Origin of the sequence: Nocardioides marmorisolisilvae (assembly GCF_031656915.1) — a bacterium.
Lineage (GTDB): Bacteria > Actinomycetota > Actinomycetes > Propionibacteriales > Nocardioidaceae > Marmoricola > Marmoricola terrisoli.
The window spans coordinates 2,265,274-2,281,832 of sequence record NZ_CP134227.1 but is presented as its reverse complement, the minus strand read 5'-3'; the positions used below and the strand labels follow the sequence as shown (position 1 = coordinate 2,281,832).

Here is a 16,559-nt window from a genome sequence, read left to right as displayed (position 1 = left end):
CTGGGACTACGTTCTACCTAACGTTAGTTAGGGAGTTCGGAGTGCAGAGATTTGACGGCCGCAAGGTTCTTGTCCTAGGTGGAGGCGCTGACGGCCCCGCGGGTGAGGGCGAAGTTCTGCCGATGGGCAACGGGCGGGCGATCGCGCTGCGCCTGGCCAGCGAAGGTGCCGACGTCGCGGTGACTGACATCGATCTGGTCAAGGCGGAGCAAACCGTTGCCGCCCTTCCCGGCAGAGGCTTGGCCTTACAGTCCGACGCTGCGGACCCGGCGGCTTGCACCGCCGTCGTGCTCCGTGCAGAGCGTGAGCTCGGACCCCTTGACGTCGTCGTCTGCAACGTTGCCATCAACCCCCAGCAACCCGGACGTGTTCAAGGCGTGGCGGAGTGGGACCGTACGGTAGCAATCAACCTGCGTTCGCACTGGCTGACCGCACAGGCAGCATTGGAGCCGATGATGTCGCGTGGCCGCGGCAATTTCGTCTTTGTGACCTCCCTTGCTGGACTAGTCAGTCCTGGCTCGTCTCTGTCGTACGAGGTCACGAAGGCAGGTCTCATCGCCGTCGCAAGGCACTTCGGCGTCCGATACGCCAGGCGCGGCATCCGAGCGAATGCCTTGGCGCTGGGGATCATCGACTCGACCATGGTTCGCCGCTACTGGGGCGACGATGAGGTCGCCCGCGCTTGGCGCGGCAGCCAGTGTCCGATGGGCCGTCAAGGCACGACATACGAGACTGCCGCTGCGGTCGCCTTCCTTGCCTCCGACGATGCCGGCTTCATCACCGGAACGTGTTTGGTCATGGACGGTGGGCAGCTCGCGAGCGGCATGCCCACCGATGCCATCCCGGTCGCGGTCACACAACGTCGAGAGGAGGCGCAGCGCGCATGAGCGGACCAGTGAGGATTGCCGGTGTCGGGATGACGGCCTTCGGCCGGCATCCCGAGTCGACCTTCAAAGAGCTCTCGCGCGACGCGATCACCTCAGCCCTCGGCGATGCGGACGCCGTAGTCGATGACATCCAGGCAGTGTTCTTTGGCAACTCGACGGCGGGCGCGATCTGGGGTCAGGACTGCATCCGCGGAGAAACGGTCACCCACGAGATGGGATTTGGGTCGATCGCTGTGAACAATGTCGAGAACGCATGCGCAACTGGTGGCAACGCGCTGCACCTCGCCTGGGCCAGTGTCGCCAGCGGTCAGTACGAGACAGTGTTGGCTGCGGGATGCGAGAAGTTGACGCACCCGGACAAAACCAAGAGCTTCCGGGCGTTCCGCGGAGGCATCGACCTGGACTACGCGGACTTCGGCGATAGTGAAGTCGTCCGGAGCCCGTTCATCGATCGTTATGCCCTGGTCGCCGCTGAGCTGATGACGCGCGGAGTCAGCCCGGAGTCCTTCGCCATCCTCGCAGCCAAGGCGCGCAGCAATGGGGAACTCAACCCGCTTGCCCACCACCGGACTGCGCTCTCCGTGGAGGCCGCACTGGCCGCTCGTATGGTCCTCGCGCCGCTGACCGTAGCCATGTGCTCGCCGCTTAGCGATGGCGCCGCAGCGGTAGTCGTCACGTCGCGCCGTGGGACTGGGCCTCAAATCGAGATCCGGGGATCATCGTTGCGCAGCCTCCCGCGCGATGCTCGCGGGCCCTGTGATGCGCATGCAGACTCGGCTCAGGCGGCGTACGACCACGCAAGCCTCGGCCCGGAGGACATCGACTTCGCGGAGCTGCATGACGCGACTTCGCCGGGAGAGATGGTCTCCTGGGTGCAGAGCGGGCTGTGCCCCGCCGGCGACGAAGAGGAGTGGGCAAGGACGGGGCATACCGAGCTGACTGGTGCGATGCCGATCAATCCGTCCGGCGGGCTGGTGGCCAGGGGCCACCCGATCGGCGCCACCGGCCTCGCCCAGGCCTACGAGGCCGTGCAGCAGCTTCGCGGCACGGCAGGGGGCCGCCAGCTGGATGTTCCCCGGGTCGCGCTCATCCAATGCGGCGGCGGGCTTATCAAGCGACACACGGCAGTGTCGAGTGCACATGTGCTGGTGAAAGGATGAAGGAGATTCCGATGTCCACAACGACCCTTGATGTGGCGCCGTTGTTTGTGGTCACGATGCTCAGCGTCCCGGACACGCACTATCTGAAGGGCGCTCCACAGGGCTCGCGCATCGTCGCCGAGGTCACCGGAGGCAGCTTCGAAGGCCACCGGCTCCGTGGAACGGTCCACCCACCAGGTGGCGACTGGGCAACTCGTCGCACCGATCGATCCTTGAAGGTCGATGCCCGGATCATGCTGAGGACTGAGGACAACGCCGTTGTCCTGATGACCTACGGCGGGATCGCGATTCCGCAACCGGGCGGCTTCCTTAATGCACGGATCGCAGCAACGTTCGAGACGGGCGACGAACACTATGCGTGGTTGAACTGCATCCAGGCCGTCGGCATCGGCAAGACGAGTGGAGCCAGCGTGACCTACGACCTGTTCGAGCTGCTATGACGATCAATGCCCTCGCCGGCGAGGTCGCGATAGGGGACCAGACGGTCCGCCGCTTCGGCTTCGGTGCCTTCAAGCTCACTGGTCCGGGCGGGCTAGGTGAGCCTGCGGACCGCAGCTATGCGACGTCGGTGGTCCGCTCAGCAGTGGACGCCGGAATCAATTTCGTAGACACCGCAGACACCTATGGACCGTACATGAACGAGGTCCTGTTGGCCGACGCTCTCCATCCATACCCGGACGACCTCGTGATCGCCACCAAAGGTGGACGGACCCGGGACAGCAAGGGGAACTGGGGATGCGATGGGCGGCCCGAGCACTTGCGCGCGGCCTGCGAGGGAAGTCTGCGACGACTGCGGGTGGACTCGATCGACCTTTATCAGCTGCACTGGGTCGACCCCGCAGTTCCATTCGAGGATTCCTTGGGGGCGCTGGCCGATCTGCGACGCTCGGGAAAGATTCGCAACATCGGGCTCTCGAACATCAGCTGCAGCCAGCTCGAAGAGGCGCTTGCGCTGACTCCGATTGCCTCGGTACAGAACCGCTTCAACTTGATCGATCGCGTCGACGAACCACTGGTCGAGATGTGCGCGGAGCGCCAGATCGCTTTCATCCCGTGGTATCCCGTGATGCAGGGCAAGCTTGCGGATCTTCCGCATGTGATCGGGCGTGTGGCGCGCAGCCAGTCCGCCACTGTCGCTCAGGTCGCATTGGCCTGGCTTCTCCAGCGATCCCCCGTGGTCCTTCCCATACCCGGCACGTCCCAACTCGAACACCTCGACGAGAACATTGAGGCGACCAGGCTCGTGCTGTCCGACTCCGACCTCGCCGCCCTAGATGAGGAACTTTGACAACCATGACTTCCCTACCAGCGGCCGACTCTCTGGACGGGGCCCGCGACCTTGCCGAGCCGTACGAAGGGCGTCCGATACATGTCTTGTGTCTCGGCGGATCCACTCGGCCGGGGTCCAGTTCAGAGCAGGCTCTTCGAGTCTCGGCCGGGCGCGCGCGCCAACTAGGCGCCGAGGTCGAGTTCATCGTCGGACGTGATCTGATGCTCCCGCTCTACGACACGCAAACCACCGTGAGATCCGCGCCGGCTCGCGCCCTGGTCGACGCGATCCGCCGGGCCGATGCACTCCTCGTGTCGTCGCCCGGATATCACGGAACTATGTCAGGCATGGTCAAGAACGCTCTCGACTATGTCGAAGACCTCCGTACCAGCGAGCGGCCCTACCTGGACAACGTGCCCGTTGGATGCATCGCGGTAGCTAGCGGGTGGCAGGCGAGCGTCTCCACACTCCACTCCCTGCGGGTCGTTGCCCACGCGTTGCGCGCCTGGCCCACTCCACTGGGGGTTGCCGTGAATGGTGCGGGTCCGGGTGTGTTTGACAGCGAAACAGGCGAGTGCCTTGATGTCGCTATACGCGGCCAACTTGAGACAGTAGCAAGCCAGGCGTTCGACTTCGCAGCGCTCATGTGCGCGAGGCGTGTACATGTCTGACGTCGCCGATGTGGTAGTCATTGGCGCCGGCATCGTCGGTCTGGCGACAGCAAGGAGTGTGTTGCTGAGTCGACCCGGAACATGCGTCGTTGTGCTTGAGGCGGAGCCCACCATCGCGGCCCACCAATCCGGCCACAACAGCAACGTCATCCATAGTGGCCTGTACTACCGGCCCGGCAGCCTCAAGGCGGAGTTCGCCAGGGCGGGTGGACTCCGCATGATCGAGTACTGCAGAGAACAAGGGGTGCCCGTCCGTAAGACGGGCAAGGTCATCGTGGCGACCAGGAGCTCTCAGCTAGAACGCATGAACGAACTCCTGGGCCGGGGCGCAGCCAACGGCGTGAACGTTCGATCGCTTCCACGCGCAGAGCTGGCAGAGCTCGAGCCCGAAGTCAGTGGCGTTGACGCATTGTTCGTGGAGGGCACCGCCATCACCGACTTCGGCCTGGTCTGCGGCGCGATGGCCGCTGAGGTCGAAACGCTTGGTGGCACCGTCCAGGTGTCCCGACCAGTCGTCGAGGTGGCTACTTGTGAGGGCGAGGTTCGGGTGACGACTGAAGACCGGGAGCTTCGTTGTGCGGTGATGGTCAACTGTGCAGGTCTGCGGAGCGACTTGGTGGCCAGAATGAGTGGCTGTCAGCCCAACATTCGCATCGTGCCCTTCCGCGGCGAGTATTCGGAGCTGAGCTCGACCCCGCGACCGCTAGTGAGTATTCCGGTCTATCCGGTGCCCGATCCGGCGCTGCCATTCCTGGGGACCCACCTCACACCAGGACTGGACGGGACGGTCCATGTGGGGCCCAACGCTCTACTTGCACTCTCTCGGCACGGCTACCGCTGGCGAGATGTCGATCCTCGTCACGTCACTGGGTTGGTACGTGACCCAGCCGTGTGGCGAATGGTCCGCCGTTTTTGGCGGCATGGAGCGGGCGAGATCGCCCGCTCGTTGGTGAAGCCGCTGTTTGTGCGCAGCATTCGGGAGATGGTTCCGGTCATTAAATCGACCGACCTTGTCCGTTGCAGCTCGGGAGTCCGGGCCCAGGCGGTTCACCGTGACGGAACCCTGGTGGACGACTTTGTTATCGCACGGCACGCTCGGACGATCCACGTACTGAATGCCCCCTCGCCTGCTGCGACCGCAAGCCTTCTGATCGGCGAGCGGATCGCCGCTGCTGCGCTTGACGAGTTCGATGCTCGGCCCTCGATCCGAGCGTGACGGAGTGACCTGGAGGGACCCGAACGCGCAGGAGTGACAGCGGACAGTCCAAGATCCCTGTAGGCGGACACTTCATCTCCCTCTCCGCGGACAGCTGATCTCCCTTCACGGACTACGGGGCCGGTCGTGTCGGTCCGAAATTGAAGGTCCCTCCGGGGCAACGCTCGAGGTCTCTAACCACGCTCGAGCTGCCTCACCGGAGGGACTGTGAAGAAGTCTGACAGGGAAATCATGGAGATTCTGGAAGCGTTTGATGCCACCGGGTGTGCGCACTCGGCGGCGCTGTTGGCGGGGGTAGACCCCAAGACCGTGCGCCGGTATGTCGCCAAGCGTGATGCTGGTGAGCCGGTCGATGCGCCGGTGCAGCGTCCGAAGTTGATCGACCCGTTCCTGCCGAAGATCGAGGAACTGGTCGAGCAGTCCGAGGGCACGGTCCGTGCCGATGTGCTGCACGAGCGGCTGGCCGCGATGGGATTCACCGGCGACGAGCGGACCACCCGGCGCGCGGTCGCGAACGCCAAGCAGGCCTGGCGCAACGGGCACCGCCGTCAGTACCGGCCCTGGATCACCGAGCCTGGTTTGTGGTTGCAGTTCGACTGGGGCCACGGGCCGGTCGTCTTCGGTCCTGATGGTCGACCACGGCAGACGCTGCTGTTCTGCGCGTGGTTGGCCTGGTCGCGATTCCGGGTCGTCCTGCCGACCTGGGACCGCAAACTCGAGACCCTGCTGACGTGTCTGGACACCACCTTGCGCAGGGTGGGTGGGGCGCCGACGTATGCGTTGACCGACAACGAGAAGACCGTGACGGTCGAGCACATCGCCCGGGTTCCGGTCCGGCATCCGATGATCGTGGCCGCGGGCCGCCACTACGGGCTGACGATCCATACCTGTGTCCCGTTCGACCCTGAGTCCAAGGGTGGGTCCGAAGCCACCGTGCGGATCGCGAAGGCAGACCTGGTCCCGACCAAGGCGAACCTGCTGACCGGCTACAACTCGTTCGCCGAACTGGACGAGGCGTGTGAGGCGTTCTGCGTCAAGGTCAACAACCGGATCCACCGTGAGACCGCACGCATCCCGGCCGAGGCGCTGGTCATCGAGCAGGCACGGTTGCATCCGATACCGGTGGCACCATTCACCGCAGCGCTCGGTGAGACCCGCATGGTCAACACCGACCAGACAATTCGGTTCGGGTCGGTGCGCTACTCCACCCCGTCGGGCCTGGTGGGTCGTGAGGTCTGGGTCCGTGCCGACGGCGACGAGCTCGTCATCACTGCCAACCTCCAGGCAGGGCTCACCGAAGTCGCCCGGCACCGGCTCTCGACGCCGGGGAACCCGCGGATCGACCTGTCCCACTATCCCGACCATCCCCAACAGCCCGACGGGTCCCCGAAGCCACCGCAACCGAAGGGCCGCAGTGACCAGGAGAAAGCGTTCCTCGGGTTGGGACCGGGCGCGCACTCGTGGCTGATCGAAGCCGCCGCCGTGGGTGCGCAACGCGTTCGGTCGAAGATGACCGCCGCGCTCGAGCTCGCCGCCCTGGTCGGGACCGGACCCGTCGACGCTGCGTTGGGTGTTGCTGCCGCAGCCGGCCGGTTCGCCGAGGGCGACCTCCTCGCGATCGTGACCCACCGCGCGAACGGTGCCTCGATCGCCAGCATGGTCGTCGCCGACGACGCTCACTCGGTCCAACCCGGCACCAGCGGCTGGGCAACCTTCGGTGCCCGCCCAGAGGGTCTAGAAGAGGAACAGTGATGACCACGCCGACCACGCGAGGTCCCCAGTCGACCGCCCTCAGCACCCAGTCGGCCTCGGCGCCGGAGCTGCCCGAGGAACTCCTCGCGGTCTTGAAACGGATGCGGTTGCCCTACCTTCGCAACGTCGCACCCGAAGTGTTGGCCACCGCACGGGCGCAACGCTGGGACCCCGCCGAGGTCCTGCGGGTCCTGATCACCGAGGAGATCCGCGGCCGTGATGACGCCACCAGGAGGATGCGACGCAAAGCCGCCGGCCTGCCCGCCGGGAAGACGTTCGAGTCCTGGCGCGAGACCGACTCCTCCATCCCACCCGGCACCCAGACCGGCCTCGCCACCCTGGAATGGGTCGGCCGGGCCGAGAACCTCGCCGTCGCTGGCCCCAGCGGCACCGGGAAGACGCACTTCGTTGAAGCCCTGGCCCACAAGGTCATCGACGAGGGCATGCGCGTCTCCTGGTTCAGCCTCGAATCGCTGACCACAGCGATCGGTCGCGCGAGCGTCGATGGATCCGTCGCCAAGACCATCGCCCGGATCACCAGGGCCGAGCTCATCGTGATTGATGACATCGGCATGCTCCCCGCTGGCCAAGCAGCCGGCGAGGCGTTCTACCGCGTCGTCGACGCTGCCTACGAACGCCGCTCCATCGCCGTCACCAGCAACCTGCACCCCTCCGGGTTCGACACGATCATGCCCAAGACTCTGGCCACAGCCACCGTCGACAGGCTGCTCCACCACGCACACGTCGTGCTCACCGAGGGCACCTCACTGCGCCTCTCCGAAGCCACCGCCGGACGAGGAGTGGTGCCTCTGACCTAACCAACGCAGGGAGATCAGTTGTCCGTGGACAGGGATATCAACTGTCCGCCAGCAAGGAGATCACCTGACCGCCCACAGGGAAGTCCCGCTGTCCGTTGACACAGGAGCTGCGAATTCGTCGCGTTGCCGTCGGTCCGGCGACACCCAGCTGTGATCCTCAAGCGCTATCGTCGATGTTTCGGCGCCGCCTGCTCGGTGATCGCGCAGCGCCACTACCAAGAAGTTGCCCGATCCCGATGACCGGGAGAGCTCGTCGGTCGGGCCAGTCCGATCCACAAGCAGCCGGGGTCCGGCCCTGCCCGCGTGGGCCACCACGCTGGTCCCGTTACCAGTTGCAGACAAGCCTGACAGTTGTGGAGTGAAAGGAGCCCCGGCCGGTGCCGGTCGAGGGCCGTCTCGTCCGGCTGCTTGTGGGGGGAATACGTGGGGAAGTTTCGCCGAAAACAGCAAAACTGCAGGTGAGAGGCTCGGGGGCGCCCGTCTGTAAATCAGCCGGCATAGCCTACGCAGGTTCGAATCCTGCACCTGCCACCGAAGCGGAAAAGGGCTTCTGACCTGCGGTTATGCCGGGGTCAGGGGCCCTTTTCGCTGTCCGGCGTGGGCCGTGAGGACGGCGACTTCAGTCGCGAGTTTTCACCGAGCCGAAGGCCGTCGTGATGCAGATCCAGCGCGAGTGACCCACCACGCGGAAGCCATCCGCGCCGCGGCCCGGGAGCTGGACCGCGCCGAACGGATCGGCGCGGGATTACAGACTGACCGGATGGTCGGGCGGAATGAGCAGCCAGGACGCGGGGCGGATCGCCGGAGCGCGATGGGCTACGGTCCGCGCGGTGGCCCGGGAACCGCAGAGGCCAAGGAACGTGATGTGGCCAACCGCGACGTGTTTCGTCGGGATTAGAAGGGCTTCCTGACCAGAAGCTCGACGTTGCGGTCCGAGGCCTTGCCGCGCTTGCCGTCCTCGGTCACTGTCGGCGTCTCGTTCTGCCAGTCGTTGGCTCCCAGTTCGCGCGACAGCGCGGCCAGCTCGAGCGGCGTGATCGGATTCGCCGGCCACGCGTTGGGGGCGGCGTGGTCGACGATCGTGCCGAAGACCGAGAGCGTCCCGTCGCCGTTGTCGACGAGTTCGACGACCCGGGCCTGTTGCGGCCAGTCGATGTGCGCCGCGGTGTTGACCTCCCAGAACCCGCCGCCCACAGCCGCTCCGGCCGCTCGCGGGTAGGGCACCACAGTGTTGCGGTGCGTGTGTCCGTTGACCCAGAGGACGACGTTGGGGAACTGCAACAGCAGCGTGGCGACGGTGTCGCCGAGGACTCGGTTCAAGCCGATCGGGTTGGTCATCGTTTCGACCGTGTGGTGGCTGAAGATCACGATCAGCTGGTCCGTGCCGTTGCCGGCCACCCACTGCCCGTTCGTGTCGAGATAGCGCGAGCTGTGCTGCTTCAGTTCGTTGCCGAGCCAGACGAACTGAGCGTGGTCGATCGAGCCCTCGGAGTAGCCGAACGTGTCGCAGGTGTCGAGCGAGATGAAGTGCACGCCGCCCTTGTCGAACGAGTAGTAGGCGGTGTTGTGGTCGCGGTTGTCCGCCGTGTAGCCGTGGCCGACCGGCGTGGTGATCGTGTTGAAGTACTCGTTGATCACCTCCTTGTGCACGAGCTGTCGCCTGTTGTGATCCGCCTTGACGAGCTTGGCGGGTCCCGCGGTGAGCAGGGTGAGAAGCGCGGCCGAGTCGCCGCTGAGGACCGCAGCCACCAGCTTGCTGGAGTCGAGCCCTAACGGGAACCCGGTGACCTTCAACGCCCCGGTGGCGATCAGGTTGAACTCTCGGTCGGACGGGGCGTTCCCCTGCACCAGGCCATCGTGGTTGCCGAACGTCGTGTACCACGGCATGGCGAGACCGGTGGCGGCGAACGGGGCCCGGCAGCGGTCCAGCAGGCCGGGGACGGTGGGGAAGCCGTACTTGGTGTGCGGGTCGTCCGGGCCACCCAGCCTCGGCGTACCGTCCGGGTGCCAGTAGTAGCTCGACGGGTCGTTGCGACCGCCGACGCCCTCCCACTTGGTGATGTTGCCCGAGTCGGGCCGCACTGTCTGCCGCCCGTCCAGGACGTCGATGTGCCAGCGGATCTCGTTGTACTGCGTGTTGTCGGCGTTGTCGCCGGTGCTGACCAGGAAGTCGAGCGAGCGACCGGTCACTGGTGCGGCGCTCGCCAGGCCATTCATCGCCTGGACCATTGCCTGGGCCACATGGAGGGAGAGCATCTCCTGCGCGCGGTACGCGCCGGTTACTGCACCGCCGACCTCGTCGATGAACTCGACCCGCGCCGGAGACTGGGCGTCGACGAGGTGCATGTCGGTGAACTGCGCGAACGCGGCCAGTGGGGTGCGGGTGCCGCTGCCGCGGGCGGCGCCGCCGAGCAGGTCACTGCGCACGACCGCCGGCTCCCCAGGTCCGTCGACGATGCGACGGTAGCCCCCGGCACCGGGAGCGCCGCGCAGCAGCGTCTTGTCCAGGGTCGAGCCGACTGGGGCAACAGGGTAGGCCGTCGGCGGGACCGAATCGGCAGCGGCGGCGCCGGGCCGCAGCAGCGAACCGGCGGCGACCGCGCCCGCCGCCGCGGCGCCGAGGCCGAGCGCCTTGCGGCGACTGATGCCGGGGGTGGGGTCTGCCGCAGCCGGGGCTGCCTGCTCGTCGTCCATGTGCATCCTCTCGGGGCCTGACGGGAACAACGAGGCCAGCGCCGTTGAGTGACGCAATCCGACTTTTCAGTCAAGCGGCGACGCCTGGCTGGCCGTCGCCCGTACCTGCTGTGTGCGGCGTGACCCCGACGCCGGAGCGCGTCCGGTCTATCGAGACCGACGGCGACCGCGGCGAGTAGACGTCGCGCTTCGCCTCCTTCTACTCGGCGGGGCTTGAGTGACCCCGGGTGGGCCGTGGTCTCACCCGGATCCGCGGCCGCGCGTCCCGGCGCGGAAGGAACGGACCGGCTGTCATCTGCTTGCGCCCGAGCACTAACGAGATGGGCCGGCGGTCAAGAGGTCGCGGTAGGCATCACGGTGTTCCGGCACAACGATCGCGCGCAGGGCGAGTGCAAGCTGGGCGTCGATGTAGGCGCCGAGGTCCATCGTGCGTTCGAAGTACCAGTGCTTGAGCGCCCAGGCATGGGCGAGAAGCAGCAGGTTGTACGCGACGAGATCTGGATCGGCTGCGTCGAGGGCACCTGCGGTGACGCCTTGGTGCACGACCTCGCGCAGCGGCTGGCTGGTCTCGACCTCGAGCTTCTTGATCTGCTCGCGCCCGGCCTCGTCGAGGGTCTTCGACTCGCGATAGGTCAGGACCGCAGCATGCCGGAATTCGTCGATGACACGGCAGTACGCCGCGAAGGCCGCCGCCAGCCGACGCACCGGGTCGACGCCGGCATCGTTGATCGCGGCAGGTACCTCCCGTGCAAAGGCGTCGAGAACCTGGGTGATCACGGCGAGGAGGACCTCGTCCTTGCTGCCGAAGTAGCGGTAGATCAGCCCGACGCTCACGCCGGCCTCGGCGGCCAGCGCCTGCATCGAGACCGCCTCGGAGCCCTCACGCTCCATCAGGCGTGCAGCGGCGCCCAGGAGCTGGCGGGAGCGCTCCTCGGCCAGGGTCCGCCGAGCAGCGTCTTGCGGGTGGTCGCTCGGTGCGAGGCGTGCCATCGGTCCTCCTGGGCGTTGAATGCAAATTCATTCTAGGGCGTCGAGGTCGTTGACACGCCCGCGGGATGAATCTAGATTCAGTCATACTGAACGACTATTCACCGTGATGCGAGGACGCCATGACCTTCGAGAGCTACCACCAGCTGACCTTCGCCCGACATGACAACGGCGTCCTGCTGATCACCATGGATCGCCCCGAGAAGTACAACGCCACCGACGAGCAGATGCACGGTGAGCTGGCGCGCGTCTTCCGGGATGTCTCCGATGACCCCGAGACCCGGGTCGCGGTCATCACGGGCGCCGGCAAGGCATTCAGCGCCGGGGGCGACCTGGAGATGGTTGCCCGGCTGGCCGGCAATCACGAGCGGGTTGACCACATGCTGCGCGAGATGAGCGACATGGTCTACAACATCGTCAACTGCGATAAGCCGATCGTCTCGGCGATCAATGGCGTGTCGGTCGGTGCTGGCACCGTGGTGGGCATCCTCTCCGATATCTCGATCATGGCCGATGACGCCAAGCTCGGTGACGGCCACGTCAAGCTCGGAGTCGCGGCCGGTGACCACGCCGCGATCATCTGGCCGCTGCTGTGCGGCATGGCGAAGGCTCGCTACTACCTGCTGACCGGCGAGATGCTGACCGGAGCCGAGGCCGAGCGGATCGGGCTGGTCAGCAAGGCCCTGCCGCGCGACGAGGTGCTCGATGAGGCCCTGCGCGTCGCCCAGGTGATGGCGACGGGCGCCCAGCAGGCGATCCGCTACACCAAGCGCGCGCTCAACAGCTGGGTGCGCCAGGCCGCTCCCATCTTCGACCAGTCCGCCGCCTACGAGATGCTCTGCTTCATGGCCCCGGATGTGGTCGAGGGCTACACCGCGCTACGCGAGAAGCGCGATCCCGTCTTTCCGTCCGCCCGCTGAGGTCGCGACCCATGCACTACGGATTCGACGAGGACGAAGAAGCGTTCCGCGCCGAGCTGCGCCGCTGGGCCGAGAGGACCCTCGCGCCGCACTACCAGGCCGACGACAAGGCGGCTGAGTTCCGCCGAGAGCTGGCCGCCGACATGGCCCAGATGGGCTTGACCGGGCTGCGCATCCCCGACGAGCACGGCGGCCAGGATGCGACCGCCGTGATCGCGGGGATCGCGGCGGAGGAGGTCGGGCGTGCCGACTTCAATGCCGGCTACCTGATCATCAACACCGCGCTGATCAGCGACATCCTGGTGCGCAATTGCACCGAACAACAGATGCAAGCCTGGCTCCCCGGCATCGCCTCCGGCGAGACGGTGCCGTGCATCATGATCACCGAGCCCAGCGCGGGCACCGACGCCGCCAACCTCGGGTTGAGGGCCACCCCTGACGGCTCTGACGCGTGGACCCTGCAGGGTGAGAAGACCTCGATCTCGCTCGGCATGGCGGCCGACTGCGCGGTGGTGCTCGCCCGGACCGGCGGAGCCGGTGCCCGTGGGGTGAGTGCGTACTGGGTGGACATGAGCGACCCGGGCATCTCGCGCAGTGCCTTCGACGACCTCGGCAGCCGCGCGATCGGTCGCGCCTCGGTCCACTTCGACGGAGTACGCGTGACCCGAGCGGAGCTGATCGGAGCCGAGGGCGGCGGGTTCGTCTCGGTCATGCAGGGCTTCGACTACTCCCGCGCCATCATCGGGTTGCTCTGCCTGGGCGCCGCCCAGCAGAGCATGGACGAGGCGCTGCAGTGGTCACGCGACCGGGAGGCGTTCGGCAAGCCCATCGGCAGCTACCAGGGCGTCGCATTCCCCCTGGCCGAGTACGCGACCTACATCGCCGGTGCTCGGCACGTCTGCTACGAGGCGCTCTGGCGCAAGGACGCCGGCCTCGAGCACAGCGCCGAGGCCGCGATGGCGAAGTTCTGGGCGCCGAAGCTGTCCACCGACGTGATCCACCAGTGTCTGCTCACGCTCGGCCATGTCGGCTACTCCACCGAGCACAAGGTCGGGCAACGCCTGCGTGACGTCATCGGTCTTGAGATCGGGGACGGCACCGCGCAGGTCTCCAAGCTCGTCATCTCTCGCAGCCTGCTCGGCCGTGCCTACGCGCCCTGACCGCCTCACCGCATCTAGTTAAGGAACTCATCATGGGAAAGCTGGACAGCAGGATCGCCATCGTCACTGGCGCCGGTCAGGGCATCGGCGCCGGGATCGCCACCAAGCTCGCCGCCGAGGGAGCGACGGTGGTTGTCGCTGACATCAACGAGGAAACCGCCCAGGCAACCGCCGCAGCACTGGGCGACGGGTCGATCGGAGTCCGTGCTGACGTGACCGACCGCCCTTCGGTCGACGCGTTGGTCGAGCAGGTCGTCAGCACGCTGGGTCGCGTCGACGTCCTGGTCAACAACGCGGGCTGGGACAAGGCCGAGCCGTTCGTCGACTCCGAGCCCGCGACCTGGGACCGGATCATCCAGATCAACCTGTACGGCGCCTTCAACACCTGCCACAAGGTGCTGCCGCTCATGGCGGAGCAGGGCTACGGCCGGGTGGTGAACATCGGCTCGGACTCCGGCCGCGTGGGGTCGAGTGGTGAGGCGGTCTACTCGGCGGCCAAGGGCGGCATCATCGCCTTCACCAAGACCCTGGCTCGAGAGATGGCCCGCGCCGGCATCACCGTGAACTGCGTGTCTCCTGGCCCGACAGACACGGCGCTGTTCGCCTCGATCGGCGGGGAGAAGCTGCGTGCGGCGCTCACGAAGGCGATCCCGTTGAAGCGGCTGGGCCAGCCGGAGGATCTCGCCAACGCCGTCGCCTTCCTGGCCTCGGACGAGGCCGCGTTCATCACCGGGCAGACCGTCAGCGTCAGCGGCGGCCTCACGATGAGCTAGGCCGCGCCACCATCCTCCGAGTCCGTCCTCACTGCCGAGTGGATCACCCACGAGTCCTCCGCCGGCTACCGGCTCGACAGGATCATCACCGACGGTGCGAGGCGCAGGCCGCGACTCCTTCAGGACACCGACCGGACCAGGCTCAGGGCACGCTCGGCGAGGGGGAGGGCGGAGACCCGGTCTTCTGGGACGAGGCCCACACGGGTACGTCGGTCAAGAAGGTCGTCGACATCGGCCGCACCCTCGTGGGTCACACCGAAGATGAGCTCGGCGAGGGTGATCCCACCGGGTCCGGCGGTGAGCAGCTCGTCCTCGGTCAGGCCGCTCGCCCTGACGGCCTCGTCGATCACGAACCGGGCTTCTGTGCCGAACCGGCGTACCAGCCGGGCTGGTTCCTCCAACCGCGCCAGCACGTCGCGGGGAGCGGCGCCCAGCAGGGGCAGGTCCCGGGTGCGACAGGGCGTGGTGGTCAGGCCGACGGCGTCGACGGCGTCCTCGGCCATCTGCCGGTAGGTGGTGAGCTTGCCTCCGACGACGGTGACGACACCGTTGCGTGACGTGAGGACGGCATGCTTGCGGGACAGATCGGCGGTGGAGCCGCCCGCCTCGAGAAGGGGGCGCAAGCCTGCGAAGGCGCCGATGACGTCCGTGCGCCTGAGGGGACGCTCCAGGGCCGCGCCGACCACGTCGAGCAGGAACCCGATCTCACCCTCGGTCGGCTCGGGCACGTCGGGGATGTCGCCGTCCACGGGTTCGTCGGTCAGGCCCAAGTAGATGACGCCCTCGGGCTGGGGGAGCGCGAACACATAGCGGCTGCTGCTTCCGGGCACGGGCACGGTGAGGGCCGACCTGAGGCCCGGAATGCTCTCGGCGCGCAGCACCACATGGGTGCCGCGGCTCGGCCGCAGCCGGATCTCCTCCGCCAGCTCACCGGCCCATACGCCCGCGGCGCTGATCACCCCGCGGGCGGTGATGGTGCGGGTCTCGCCGGTCAGCTCGTCGCGGAGTCGCACCGAGGTGGCTGCCGCCTCCAGAACGCGGGCCCGGGTGCGGACCTGTGCGCCGTGGGCGGCTGCGGTACGGGCCAGACAGGTCACCAGCCGGGCGTCGTCCTCCAACTGGCCGTCCCAGTTGATCAGCCCTCCGCGCAGCCCCGAGGAACGCAGCGCCGGAGCCAGTCGCTGGGCCTCGGTCCGCGACACCCGCCGCGGTCGGGGAAGGGTGTCACGCGAGGTGCCGGCGGCGAGGCGAAGGAGGTCGCCGGTACGGAAGCCCGCGGAGGCGAGGGTCGCCTGGGTGAACGAGACGCCGCTGGTCAGCGGGAGCAGCCACGGCAGCTGACGGGTCAGGTGCGGAGCGGTGCGCTCCATGAGGATGCCGCGCTCGACGGCGCTCTCGTGCGCGATGCCGATCTGGAGCGAGGCGAGGTAGCGCAGTCCGCCGTGAACGAGCTTGCTGGACCAGCGGGAGGTGCCGAAAGCGACATCGTGGGCGTCGACCGCGAGCACGCTCAGTCCACGCGAGGCCGCGTCGAGGGCGACGCCGGCTCCGGTCACCCCGAGGCCGACGACGACCAGGTCAACGCGGTCAGGTGCGCCGTCGAGGCCCGGCACGATGCGGGCGGTTGCGGGAGTCATGGCGTGAGGTACCTCCGGACGAGCTCGGCGAGCTCCTGGTCGAGTGCTTCGAGGTGAGGGGTGGTGTCGTCGGTCATCGTGTGCGCGGAGAAGAGGAAGCCATGGGCGGCGAGCACGATCGTCCGGGCGAGGAGCGCCGGGTCACCCTCCCGTAGGCCACCCTCGGCCTGGGCCTCGGCGATCCGGCCGGCGAGCAGGTCGAGTACGGCGTCCTGCGACCGGCCACGCCGCTCGAGCAGGTAGGGCTGCAGCCACTCGGGGTCCAGGTCGACCATCCGGCGCAGCAGTGGGTTCTCCCGCAGCGCGGTCACACTCCCGGCGACGCGGTCCGCGATCCGATCCGGCCACGATGCGGTGCTGTCGTCGGTGGTCACCACCGCGGCCACGACGTCGGCCCATTCGCGGGTCATCAGGTCCGCGAACAGCGTCTCCATGTCGGCATACGTGCGATAGACCGTCATCCGGGAGACACCAGCGCGGTTCGCAACATCGGTCAGGGTGGTGCGCCGCCAGCCGACGTCGATCACGCACGCGCGGGCGGCCGCGAGCAGCCGGTCGGCCGTCTCCGCCATCGGCACCTTGTTGCGTTCGGACGTCATGTGTCACACTGTAAC

At 67.2% G+C, this 16,559-nt stretch carries 15 protein-coding genes; 11 read left to right on the top strand and 4 right to left on the bottom strand.

Annotated elements, in window-relative coordinates:
* Positions 1-122: 122 nt before the first annotated feature.
* The 8 genes from Q9R13_RS10890 (at position 123) to istB (ending at position 7,774) form a co-directional block, all read left to right on the top strand.
* A complete protein-coding gene (locus Q9R13_RS10890; RefSeq protein ID WP_310961206.1) occupies positions 123-887 on the top strand; it encodes an SDR family NAD(P)-dependent oxidoreductase in 765 nt (254 codons plus the stop codon).
* On the top strand, positions 884-2,047 hold the full coding sequence (locus Q9R13_RS10885; protein ID WP_310961205.1) for a thiolase family protein: 1,164 nt from the start codon (positions 884-886) through the stop codon (positions 2,045-2,047). Before Q9R13_RS10890 ends, Q9R13_RS10885 begins: the two co-directional genes overlap by 4 nt.
* Positions 2,044-2,487: a DUF3237 domain-containing protein gene (locus Q9R13_RS10880; RefSeq protein WP_310961204.1), complete on the top strand. Its 444-nt coding sequence runs from the start codon at positions 2,044-2,046 to the stop codon at positions 2,485-2,487. The genes Q9R13_RS10885 and Q9R13_RS10880 overlap by 4 nt, the downstream gene beginning before the upstream one ends.
* A complete protein-coding gene (locus Q9R13_RS10875; RefSeq protein WP_310961203.1) occupies positions 2,484-3,335 on the top strand; it encodes an aldo/keto reductase in 852 nt (283 codons plus the stop codon). The genes Q9R13_RS10880 and Q9R13_RS10875 overlap by 4 nt, the downstream gene beginning before the upstream one ends.
* Positions 3,336-3,340: 5 nt before the next feature.
* Positions 3,341-3,988, top strand: coding sequence for an NADPH-dependent FMN reductase (locus Q9R13_RS20280; RefSeq protein WP_397217742.1), 648 nt, complete (start codon positions 3,341-3,343; stop codon positions 3,986-3,988).
* On the top strand, positions 3,981-5,204 hold the full coding sequence (gene lhgO / locus Q9R13_RS10870; protein ID WP_310961202.1) for an L-2-hydroxyglutarate oxidase: 1,224 nt from the start codon (positions 3,981-3,983) through the stop codon (positions 5,202-5,204). Before Q9R13_RS20280 ends, lhgO begins: the two co-directional genes overlap by 8 nt.
* Positions 5,205-5,435: 231 nt before the next feature.
* Entirely contained in the window at positions 5,436-6,956 is a 1,521-nt protein-coding gene (istA, locus tag Q9R13_RS10865; RefSeq protein WP_310961201.1) for an IS21 family transposase, read from the top strand.
* Positions 6,956-7,774 (top strand): IS21-like element helper ATPase IstB, encoded by an 819-nt coding sequence (istB, locus tag Q9R13_RS10860; RefSeq protein WP_310961200.1) that lies wholly within the window; start codon positions 6,956-6,958, stop codon positions 7,772-7,774. The genes istA and istB overlap by 1 nt, the downstream gene beginning before the upstream one ends.
* A gap of 894 nt (positions 7,775-8,668) precedes the next feature.
* Here istB and Q9R13_RS10855 read toward each other — a convergent pair.
* Complete coding sequence (locus Q9R13_RS10855) at positions 8,669-10,468, bottom strand: TIGR03767 family metallophosphoesterase (protein WP_310961199.1); 1,800 nt, start codon at positions 10,466-10,468, stop codon at positions 8,669-8,671.
* A 312-nt stretch (positions 10,469-10,780) separates the two neighbouring features.
* A complete protein-coding gene (locus Q9R13_RS10850) occupies positions 10,781-11,458 on the bottom strand; it encodes a TetR/AcrR family transcriptional regulator (protein ID WP_310961198.1) in 678 nt (225 codons plus the stop codon).
* A 119-nt stretch (positions 11,459-11,577) separates the two neighbouring features.
* On the opposite strand from Q9R13_RS10850, the gene Q9R13_RS10845 reads away from it, so the two are divergent.
* From Q9R13_RS10845 to Q9R13_RS10835, 3 genes are read left to right on the top strand one after another with little or no spacing between them, the layout of a single operon-like run.
* The gene (locus Q9R13_RS10845; protein ID WP_310961197.1) at positions 11,578-12,375 is read left to right on the top strand and encodes an enoyl-CoA hydratase/isomerase family protein; all 798 of its coding nucleotides are present in this window, start codon (positions 11,578-11,580) and stop codon (positions 12,373-12,375) included.
* An 11-nt stretch (positions 12,376-12,386) separates the two neighbouring features.
* A complete protein-coding gene (locus tag Q9R13_RS10840) occupies positions 12,387-13,535 on the top strand; it encodes an acyl-CoA dehydrogenase family protein (RefSeq protein ID WP_310961196.1) in 1,149 nt (382 codons plus the stop codon).
* 32 nt (positions 13,536-13,567) lie between these two features.
* Complete coding sequence (locus Q9R13_RS10835) at positions 13,568-14,308, top strand: SDR family NAD(P)-dependent oxidoreductase (RefSeq protein ID WP_310961195.1); 741 nt, start codon at positions 13,568-13,570, stop codon at positions 14,306-14,308.
* Between the two features lie 119 nt (positions 14,309-14,427).
* Here the strand turns inward: Q9R13_RS10835 and Q9R13_RS10830 are convergent, their stop codons facing one another.
* Complete coding sequence (locus Q9R13_RS10830) at positions 14,428-15,945, bottom strand: glycerol-3-phosphate dehydrogenase/oxidase (RefSeq protein ID WP_310961194.1); 1,518 nt, start codon at positions 15,943-15,945, stop codon at positions 14,428-14,430.
* Positions 15,942-16,544 carry a TetR/AcrR family transcriptional regulator gene (locus Q9R13_RS10825; RefSeq protein WP_310961193.1) on the bottom strand — a complete coding sequence of 201 codons (603 nt, stop codon included), beginning with the start codon at positions 16,542-16,544 and terminating at the stop codon, positions 15,942-15,944. Before Q9R13_RS10825 ends, Q9R13_RS10830 begins: the two co-directional genes overlap by 4 nt.
* Positions 16,545-16,559: the final 15 nt, after the last annotated feature.

Excerpts from the sequence above, each read along its gene's own strand:
- Q9R13_RS10880 (WP_310961204.1), top strand. The coding sequence starts at position 2,044 with ATGAAGGAGATTCCGATGTCCACAACGACCCTTGATGTGGCGCCGTTG.
- Q9R13_RS10855 (WP_310961199.1), bottom strand. The coding sequence starts at position 10,468 with ATGGACGACGAGCAGGCAGCCCCGGCTGCGGCAGACCCCACCCCCGGC.
- Q9R13_RS10875 (WP_310961203.1), top strand. The coding sequence starts at position 2,484 with ATGACGATCAATGCCCTCGCCGGCGAGGTCGCGATAGGGGACCAGACG.
- istA (WP_310961201.1), top strand. The coding sequence starts at position 5,436 with ATGGAGATTCTGGAAGCGTTTGATGCCACCGGGTGTGCGCACTCGGCG.
- Q9R13_RS10890 (WP_310961206.1), top strand. The coding sequence starts at position 123 with ATGGGCAACGGGCGGGCGATCGCGCTGCGCCTGGCCAGCGAAGGTGCC.
- Q9R13_RS10835 (WP_310961195.1), top strand. The coding sequence starts at position 13,568 with ATGGGAAAGCTGGACAGCAGGATCGCCATCGTCACTGGCGCCGGTCAG.
- Q9R13_RS10850 (WP_310961198.1), bottom strand. The coding sequence starts at position 11,458 with ATGGCACGCCTCGCACCGAGCGACCACCCGCAAGACGCTGCTCGGCGG.
- istB (WP_310961200.1), top strand. The coding sequence starts at position 6,956 with ATGACCACGCCGACCACGCGAGGTCCCCAGTCGACCGCCCTCAGCACC.
- Q9R13_RS10845 (WP_310961197.1), top strand. The coding sequence starts at position 11,578 with ATGACCTTCGAGAGCTACCACCAGCTGACCTTCGCCCGACATGACAAC.
- lhgO (WP_310961202.1), top strand. The coding sequence starts at position 3,981 with ATGTCTGACGTCGCCGATGTGGTAGTCATTGGCGCCGGCATCGTCGGT.
- Q9R13_RS10885 (WP_310961205.1), top strand. The coding sequence starts at position 884 with ATGAGCGGACCAGTGAGGATTGCCGGTGTCGGGATGACGGCCTTCGGC.
- Q9R13_RS10840 (WP_310961196.1), top strand. The coding sequence starts at position 12,387 with ATGCACTACGGATTCGACGAGGACGAAGAAGCGTTCCGCGCCGAGCTG.
- Q9R13_RS10825 (WP_310961193.1), bottom strand. The coding sequence starts at position 16,544 with ATGACGTCCGAACGCAACAAGGTGCCGATGGCGGAGACGGCCGACCGG.
- Q9R13_RS10830 (WP_310961194.1), bottom strand. The coding sequence starts at position 15,945 with ATGACTCCCGCAACCGCCCGCATCGTGCCGGGCCTCGACGGCGCACCT.
- Q9R13_RS20280 (WP_397217742.1), top strand. The coding sequence starts at position 3,341 with ATGACTTCCCTACCAGCGGCCGACTCTCTGGACGGGGCCCGCGACCTT.